The 8128-nt window shown below is 53.9% G+C and carries 5 protein-coding genes, 1 pseudogene and 1 other annotated feature; of the genes and pseudogenes, 1 reads left to right on the top strand and 5 read right to left on the bottom strand.

Features of this window, described 5'->3' with window-relative positions:
* Window positions 1-187: 187 nt before the first annotated feature.
* The 5 genes from C6W91_RS20255 to C6W91_RS20235 all read right to left on the bottom strand — a co-directional run bounded on the left by C6W91_RS20255 (window position 188) and on the right by C6W91_RS20235 (window position 7131).
* Window positions 188-1381 (bottom strand): GIY-YIG nuclease family protein, encoded by a 1194-nt coding sequence (locus C6W91_RS20255; protein ID WP_370571497.1) that lies wholly within the window; start codon window positions 1379-1381, stop codon window positions 188-190.
* Window positions 1374-3428, bottom strand: a complete 2055-nt coding sequence (locus tag C6W91_RS20250; protein WP_370571496.1) for a pseudomurein-binding repeat-containing protein — start codon at window positions 3426-3428, stop codon at window positions 1374-1376. The genes C6W91_RS20255 and C6W91_RS20250 overlap by 8 nt, the downstream gene beginning before the upstream one ends.
* Window positions 3418-4071 (bottom strand): hypothetical protein, encoded by a 654-nt coding sequence (locus C6W91_RS20245; protein ID WP_370571495.1) that lies wholly within the window; start codon window positions 4069-4071, stop codon window positions 3418-3420. Before C6W91_RS20245 ends, C6W91_RS20250 begins: the two co-directional genes overlap by 11 nt.
* Window positions 4068-6800, bottom strand: coding sequence for a class I SAM-dependent DNA methyltransferase (locus tag C6W91_RS20240; protein ID WP_370571494.1), 2733 nt, complete (start codon window positions 6798-6800; stop codon window positions 4068-4070). Before C6W91_RS20240 ends, C6W91_RS20245 begins: the two co-directional genes overlap by 4 nt.
* Before the next feature lie 133 nt (window positions 6801-6933).
* Window positions 6934-7131: a hypothetical protein gene (locus C6W91_RS20235; protein WP_370571493.1), complete on the bottom strand. Its 198-nt coding sequence runs from the start codon at window positions 7129-7131 to the stop codon at window positions 6934-6936.
* A 565-nt stretch (window positions 7132-7696) separates the two neighbouring features.
* On the opposite strand from C6W91_RS20235, the pseudogene C6W91_RS20230 reads away from it, so the two are divergent.
* Window positions 7697-8128 (top strand): annotated as a pseudogene (locus tag C6W91_RS20230) (transposase); the annotation flags it as partial.
* Window positions 7984-8100: a sequence feature (AL1L pseudoknot), on the top strand. (Overlaps the previous pseudogene by 117 nt.)

Raw genomic sequence — 8128 nt, 5'->3', positions numbered from 1 at the left:
TAAATGCTCTTGATCACGTCGCCTAAGTTTTGAACAAAAAACTCTCCGGCAAACCCGGGGCGGTTCATGGCTTCACTTACGGATCAGGGTCAAACCAACGACAGCTCTGGCAAGCTAAGAAGTGGCGACTTGTTGATAAGGAGGGTCTCAGCTTTTGACATTTACTTTCGAAACCCGCTCAAAAACATCATTCGCGCTGCACTAATTCTGCGATGCTAAGATCATAAACATAGTGCGAAATCGTGCCATCTTTGATCCGCTCAACAGCCTCTTCGATGGCGAACAATGGCACCAAAAACCATTCCCGTGGTTTCATGGGTCGGCCAAGTCGATCGGGAATCTCGATATCCAATTGGGCTGGCGCGAAAATCCGGTGAAGAAGTGTTTCCAACTTGCTGCGATTGATATTGTAGAGCTCATAGGTGGCCACGACATCAACCTTGGCCATCAAGAAGGTTGTCTGAAGCTGCGCGCCCGCAATGCGCTTCTCAACGTCATTGCTCGTCACGCCAATCTTGTGAACAAGCTCTCGGTTTGCGGCGACCAATGGATGATCTGAACGGCTTCGCAACACATAGATGGTTCCGCTCGCTTCATCACCTTCAGCGGTTTCGTCAGAAAACAGCGGGCCTGCATTTGGCTCTGTGATCCTACGCCCAGCATCCCCATCCGCATTGAGCGCGCGTTGGAGCGACCGCATGAGCATCTTGCTTTGCGTGCCGTTGTCGAACACCACCCGCAGGCGTGCGTCTGTTCGGCCGTGGTCCGTAAGCTCTATGTCGCCCATTTCCGCGACATAAGCTTTTTGTCCTCCGACAATAAAAAAACGGCCGGGTTCGATCTCGGCCTTAAGCTCAAACTTACGCGTTTCCCTTATGCCAGAATCCAGCTCCTTCTGGATCTGTTCGAAGAGCGGTTTGAAGGTGTCGAAATCTTCACACTTTTCACGCCCAGCAACCTCCTCGGCAGCTTTTTTTTCTGACGTAGAACGAACGTGCTTCAATTCCGAAATGGACGGCGCTTCCGCAGCGATGCCAAGTTCTGCCAACAATGCATCGTCATCAAGATCCTCGAGGTCGGCATCTTTGACTGGATTTTCAGCGGCGAGTAGCCCTTGATGGTCCATATCTGAAATCAGATCTCTATCCTCGCCAAGTTCACGCAGCCGTTCAAGTCGAGTCGCGTATAGGCGTTCAAAGATATCTTTGTCCTCACCGTGACCTGGGACGCGCCCATTCTGGTCAACAAACCGCTGTATTTCTTCAAATCCTGCAATGATACGTTCTTCTCGCGGTGTACGTGCGACAACCTTCTTGGTCTCGATTTCTACACCGAGTTCCGCGAGCAGCGCATCATCCTCGTCGGTGAAACCTTTAGCCATTTGCAGCCTCCTGCTTCATGCGCGCAAGGAATGCGACACCTTCAGCCATTTTCTTTTCCCAGGCATCCGCAGACGTGATCGATGGCAACCGGCCACGCTCTTGCTTGAACTTGACTGCACGTTTGGCCAAGTCTCGGGCCTCGTCCGGCGATAGCTTTACCTTTTTCGCCGATATGACAGCCTGAACCTGTTTAAGGCTATCTTCGCTCATTGTCTTTGCCAGGATGGAATAGGCCTCGCCAAACGGGTTGATCCGATCAATCAAATCGATATCCAACTCACGTACATCCATCACAAATTTGCGCACCCCATCAATCAAAGCCGTGTTGCCACCAGTTTCATCCGCATCTGCACCTGACAGTGCGATTTCTTTCGCTTTCTGGGTGAGGTTCAGAGCCGCGATCGCATGCTGGCGTACAGTCTCTTGGTCTTCCGCATCAAGTTCTGGAAACTTGGTGCCGACAATCTTGCCCATTCGCACTTGCGTGATCTCTTCGGGGACCATCTCTTCGTCAAAGAGCCCGCGTTCAATCGTCGTTTTGTCCTGAACAAATGCCGTTATTACCTCGTTCAGATCCTCATCACAAATTCGCCGTGCGAATTCGCTCTTGGGTTCAGCAAGTCCTTTGATTTCCATCTGGATTTGCCCTGTGGCCGCATCAAACCCCACGTTTTCTTTGTTGGGATCATAGCCGCCCTCACCGTAGTCAAACCCTTCGACGGGTCCACTCGTCGGCGTCTTGGGCGTGAAGTTGAAGCGAGGGGCCAAGACCTGCTCCATCAGCAAACTGGCCGCTATGGCCTTGAGCGTGTCGTTGACCGCCTCCGTCACGGCCTCTTCACCCGCATCGGGTTCCGCGATCAGGTTGGTGAAGCGCGCCTTCGTTTTACCTTCGGCATCGCGGGTCGCGCGGCCGATAATTTGCACGATCTCGGTCAAGCTTGCGCGATAGCCAACGGTCAATGCATGTTCACACCAGATCCAGTCGAACCCTTCTTTTGCCATGCCAAGCGCGATGATGATATCGACATGGTCGCGATTGTTTTTCTGCGCAGGGTCTTTCAGAGCGCTCGCCACCTTGTCACGCTTCGCAGCCTCATCATCCACCAGATCGGCAATGCGCAACACGCGGCCCTCTGGCGTCTCGACCAATTGGAACCCGGTCTCAGGATCAAGCCCCTTCCACTCACCCAAGCTGTCGATAATATGTTCGACCTCCTTGTGCTTATCTTTGGTGCTTTCGCGCGAATTCACATTCGGGATGTGGACAATGGTTTTCTCGGCGGGGTCCAGAACCTCCAGAATGCTGTCAGCGTAAGACCCAGTGTAGAAGAAATAACCGATGTCGAGCGTCTTCAGATGCTCATAACCATTGAGCTGCTCATAGTAAGTGTAGGTGACCGTTTCAAACCGGGCCTCATCCTCGGGCGACAAGACGGCTTCGGCATCGCCCCTGAAATAGGACCCGGTCATCGCGACCAGATGCACCTTGTCGCGGGCAATGAACGCGCCCAGATGCGCGCCAAGCTTGTTGTCGGGATTGGCCGAGACGTGGTGGAATTCATCCACTGCAATCACACGATCGTCGAAGGCCTCGATCCCAAACTTGTCGACGGCGAAGCGGAACGTCGCGTGTGTGCAGACCAGCACCTGATCATCGCTTTCCAGAAAACGCCCAACAGCACCAACCTTGCCGTCATCACCGCCGGGGGCGTTGCACAAGTTCCATTGCGGCTCGACGTGCCAGTCAGCCCAAAAGCCGAACTTGCTCAGCGGCTCATCGTTGAAGCTCGACCCGATGGATTTTTCCGGCACCACCACGATGGCCTGTTTAAGACCCTGATTGTGCAGCTTATCGAGCGCGATGAACATCAGCGCTCGCGATTTCCCCGAGGCAGGCGGCGATTTGATCAACAAATACTGCTCGCCGCGCATCTCATAGGCGCGCTCTTGCATCTTGCGCATGCCCAGTTCGTTCGAGGTGGTCGAACTGCGGTTCTGCGCGTAGGTGACGGAAACGGAGGGAACAGATTTTTTACTCGACATTGCGGCTTCCTAAAATTGGCTGCAAATCGCATGTAGGCTGCTTAAATCGCCGCCTCATCTCAGCTCTTTGCTCTTCAAAAAACTTAATCTTTTCAGCCATAAATGCTTTTGGATCCCATTCAGACCCCAACTTTGCCTTGTGTACGGCTTTGATCCGATACCGTTCCGACAGTTGCTCAGCGAGACATAGTGCATCGTAACCGAGCTTTGCATACCCCTCTTGGCGGGCTTCAAAAAACTCCGAATAGTCCGGCGGAGTGGCTGCATACTCTGATTGACCGTCAATATAGCGGTCAGTTGTCCGTGCTTTGTTCGGCAGGCCCAGAACTTGATGCATCAGGCCTTCGGGCAAACTCCGCCAGGCGATGTCGTCTGGATATTCAGGTGGTGCAGGTTGTCGAACTTGCGCGACATAGTACTCCTCCCCATCGTCTGTCCGTCCTGCTGGTTGACCATGACTGGTTCCGTCATCTTGCACCACATCTACGCATTTGTCGGCGTATTCGTGAAGGATACAGACCAGGCGGATCGCCGCATATGATCCCTCTCGCCTGCGCTGTTTCCACGATGCAAACCCATCCTTCGCGATGGTCAAAAAACTCCCGACGACAACGCCAACCAAACCAAAGACTGCTTCGATCATACCGCCACCTTCGTTGTCATCTTGGTGTAGAGCTCAAACAGCTTCTCCAGCCGCTCTGTGTCGTTGCGGAAGCGGCGACCGATGTAGATGCGTTCGAGGACCTCGTCGTTGCGGTCGTGGGCGGCGCGGAGGTTTTCGGGCATAGCGTCGGGTTTGTAGAGGTCGGCGATGGTGGCGGGGAAATGCGCCTCGCGGGCCAATAGGATATCCTCGGCGCAGCGGGTCAGATCCGCTTTGTTTTTCTCGGTGAGCTTAGGAACCGGGAAAGTATGCCACCCCAAAGTACTGGAATACCTAATATCTGTTTTCAAGCGGCCACACACGGTAGCAGCCCAAGTAGCCTTCAGCTTGGAGACTGCAATACCAAACTCCCACAAGCTGCCAGATGAAACAACGAATGCCGCGTCAGACACAACCGTTCCAGCGTCAAAAACGTCAGCAGGCAGATATTCTCGGGTTTCTGATGAAGTTTTAGCTACGGAGAAGAAGCGGTCGGCTACTTCCGTCCGTTGGGCAAATTTGTGTGGGATAGCGGCGTAGCCCTGAGTGGTTTTTGCCGAAGAGCTCTGGCGAAAGGATCTTACTTCATCAATACGGTCTTTGACTAATTGAACGCTGTTAGCGAGATCAAGATCTTTGTCTTCGATCCAAAGGCACTTCCTATTTCTATAGTTAGCTAGTTCTTGAGACCCGACAAAATCCCGTACAAGCGCGCGCATCCTAGAATCCTGCGCTATCAGAGAACGGGCTTCTTCAGCTGCTAAAATCAGATTCCCGCCATCACGGGGCATACTGCCAGAAGACATCGAGGACATTTCTGCAGAAACTGGCTTACTACGCCCTGTTACAACAGTTTCATCTCCCGCTATTAGATAGGGTGAAATAGATGGGACTATCCGAACAGTTCCATTTCCATAAAGCGCGCTGCTATCAGACGATTTTTTGCGGACACCCAGAATCGCGCAATGCACAGCAGCATTGTCCGACGCATTGTTGCGCCATTTAAAGCTTTGATGTGCGAAGGCAATTTCTAGATCCTTCTCAAAAATTCTAGACCAAAGGTGAGCCACCTGTTCCCCTTGGCTTATCGAATTAGTTGATACAAAGGCGAAACTTGCATCACAAAAATCTAGGTAGTTGGCTGCCTTAAGAAACCAACCGACCACATAGTCACAGTTCTTAAAGTCTTTGTGGCCGCCGAACAAATTGGATAATTCTTCTTTCTGCGAAACACTTTGCTTTCGAGCTCCTTTGAATTGCGGGTTGCCGCAAATGTAGGTCTCTCCGCCCTCGTTCTTGAAGTCGATTTGGGCCTTTTCCAGCGGGGACATGAACAAGTCTTCGCCGCGCATATCGACCTTTTGGCTCGTCGGCGGGCAGACGGTCAGCCAATCCAGGCGCAGGGCATTGCCTTGGGTGATCCAGTTCTCCGCATCCAGCGGCAGGAAGGCGGCGAGAGCGTCCTTGTGCCCGCGATAGGTCACGTCGCATTGGTATTCCGCGATGATCAGCGCAAGGCGGGCGATCTCGGCCGGAAAATCGCGTAGCTCAATCCCGCGATAGTTCGTCAGCGGGATATCCGTGCGCCGATCGGGCTCGCCGCAATAGGCGTTGATCTTCGCCTCAATGGCGCGCATTTCCTTGTAGGCAATGACAAGGAAGTTGCCCGACCCGCAAGCCGGATCAAAGACGCGGATTTTCGAGATGCGTTTGCGCAGGTTGTCGAGCTTGCGCTTGTTGTCCCCTGCCGCCTCAAGCTGCGCGTTCAGGTCATCAAGGAAGAGCGGGTTCAGCACCTTCAGGATGTTGGGCACAGAGGTGTAGTGCATCCCCAATGCGCCGCGTTCTTCGTCATCGGCCACGGCCTGAATCATGGAGCCGAAGATATCGGGGTTGATCTTGGTCCAGTCGAGGGAGCCGATGTGGAGCAAGTAGCTGCGCGCGATCTTTGAGAATTTGGGGGCCTCAGTGCTGCCCGAAAACAGCCCGCCGTTCACGTATGGGAAGGTGTCGGCCCAACGGGGAAGGTTCGCGCTCGCGCGGTCCTCGATCTTGGTGTTCATGGCGCGGAACAGCTCGGAGATCACCTCGTGCGTGTTCGAGCTGTCCTTGTCCGACATCTGCGTGACAGTCGCCGTGAACAGGTCTTCGCCATTCAGGATCGACGTGTCTTCGGCAAAGAATAGAAAGATCAGCCGCGCCATGAAGTGGTTCATGTCATGGCGGCGCTCTGCCGTACCCCAGTCGGGGTTGGTTTTTAGCAGCTCGACATAGAGGCGGTTGAGGCGGCCCGTGGCTTTGATATCAAACGAGCTTTCGCGGATCTGTTTGACGGTCGAGATGCCTGCAAGAGGAAGGAAGAAACCGAAGTGATCGGGGAAATCCTTGAAGTCGCAGGCGATGGTTTCGCCGGTGTTCAGATCCTCGGCTTCCAGGGTGACGCCATCCGTCGCAAGGATGAATTTCGCTTTGGCCTTGGAGGTGGCAGGGCTGGACTTAAGCGCCGCCAGCGTTTCAGACACGGTGCCCGGCGCGCAGGATTTCAGGTGAATGTTGTTCGTTTGCAGAACGCCGTCCAGGTCGGATTTGTTCGATGTGCCCGAGCGAAGGCGTTTGAGCGTGGTTTCTTTGTTGCCGAAGGCGAGCAGGAAAGCATAAGGAAATTCAACCGCATCAAACGGTTGCTCCGCCAGCGCGGAAATGGCTTCTTCGATTTCAACGGCATTCACGTCAGGTTGTCCCTACTCGAAATTGTTTTTCTGTATTGCTAGCGGTTATTTGCGGGATTCGCACCCGCAAAACCTGCATAGCGCCTTGGGGCGTAGGTATGACCGGGGCGGGCAACCCGCCCCGGCGCACCGATCACTCGGTGACCGGATCTTCATCGCGGCGTGGGAAGGCGACCATTTCGACGTCGTGGAACATGCTGTGTTTGACGTTGATCGACGTGATGTTGCCGCTGTCGTCGGTGTTGACGAAGAGGACGCCGCATCGGTCCCAGAAGCTCTTTCCGTCTTTTTCGCCGGATTTGACGTTCAGTTTCAGAGTTTGCGTAGCCATTTGTTGATCCTGACTTTGAGTGTTTCGATGAACATGACCAAAGCTGGCACCAAGGGGTTGTCAGCGAGAAACTTGCTTCGCGAGGAATGCGCTGGCGCAGGGGAATTTTCTTATTGAAGCGGGGCTTGCACCGCGTCTGACACGGCTGCCCGCTTATGTTCAGCAATCAGAAACACGGCAGTGAGAACGAAAACTGGCATCCAAAAAATACTGCTGCGCAACTTCCACAAGCCTCAAAGGAACCAGAACTAGAGACCACGGCCTGGCCAACTGAAGCCGAAATGACGGACGTAATATTTGTCATGCATGTACTTCAGATCGTCTTCCCAATCCGAAATCGCATCCTCGTAGCCGCGTGACTGCATTTTCTTGAAGTTTTTCGCTAGACCGGCAATGTGATAAGCGATTTTTCTAAGCCTCAAAGCAGACTTTGGTTCGCCCCACATTCGAAGCGCCGAAATCCCTTCGACTGGTGGAAGATGCCCCGAGAAGCAGCGATCTAGTATCAACTGCCGTGAACCGCCCCGGGTTTACCGGAGAGTAAAACTCTCAAAGGATGAACCCTATGGACCAGAAGAAGCACACCCCGAAGTACACAGCCGAGTTTCGCGAGCGCGGTCTTCGGCTGTATCGCGAACACCGCTCGGACTACACGAGTGATAGCGCAGCTTACAAAGCGATTGCCGGTAAGCTTGGCTGTTCGCACGACACCCTGCGCGCCTGGTGCATTCAGGCCGCCCGAGACGCTGGAGAGCGCGATGGCTTGACCAGTGAGCAGAAGGCCCGGCTCAAGGAACTGGAACGTGAAGTGAAGGAACTGCGCACAGCCAACGAGATCCTGAAGAAGGCATCTGCGTATTTCGCGATGGCGGAGCTCGACCGCCCGTTCCGCAAATGATCGCATTCATCGACGATCACCGAAGGGAGTTTGGGGTCGAGCCGATCTGCCGTGTTCTGCCGATCGCCCCATCTACCTACTACGCCCATGCAGCGATTG

It is taken from the genome of Phaeobacter sp. SYSU ZJ3003, assembly GCF_041300735.1.
Lineage (GTDB): Bacteria > Pseudomonadota > Alphaproteobacteria > Rhodobacterales > Rhodobacteraceae > Phycobacter > Phycobacter gallaeciensis_A.
This window is presented reverse-complemented; position numbering and strand designations above follow the sequence as displayed.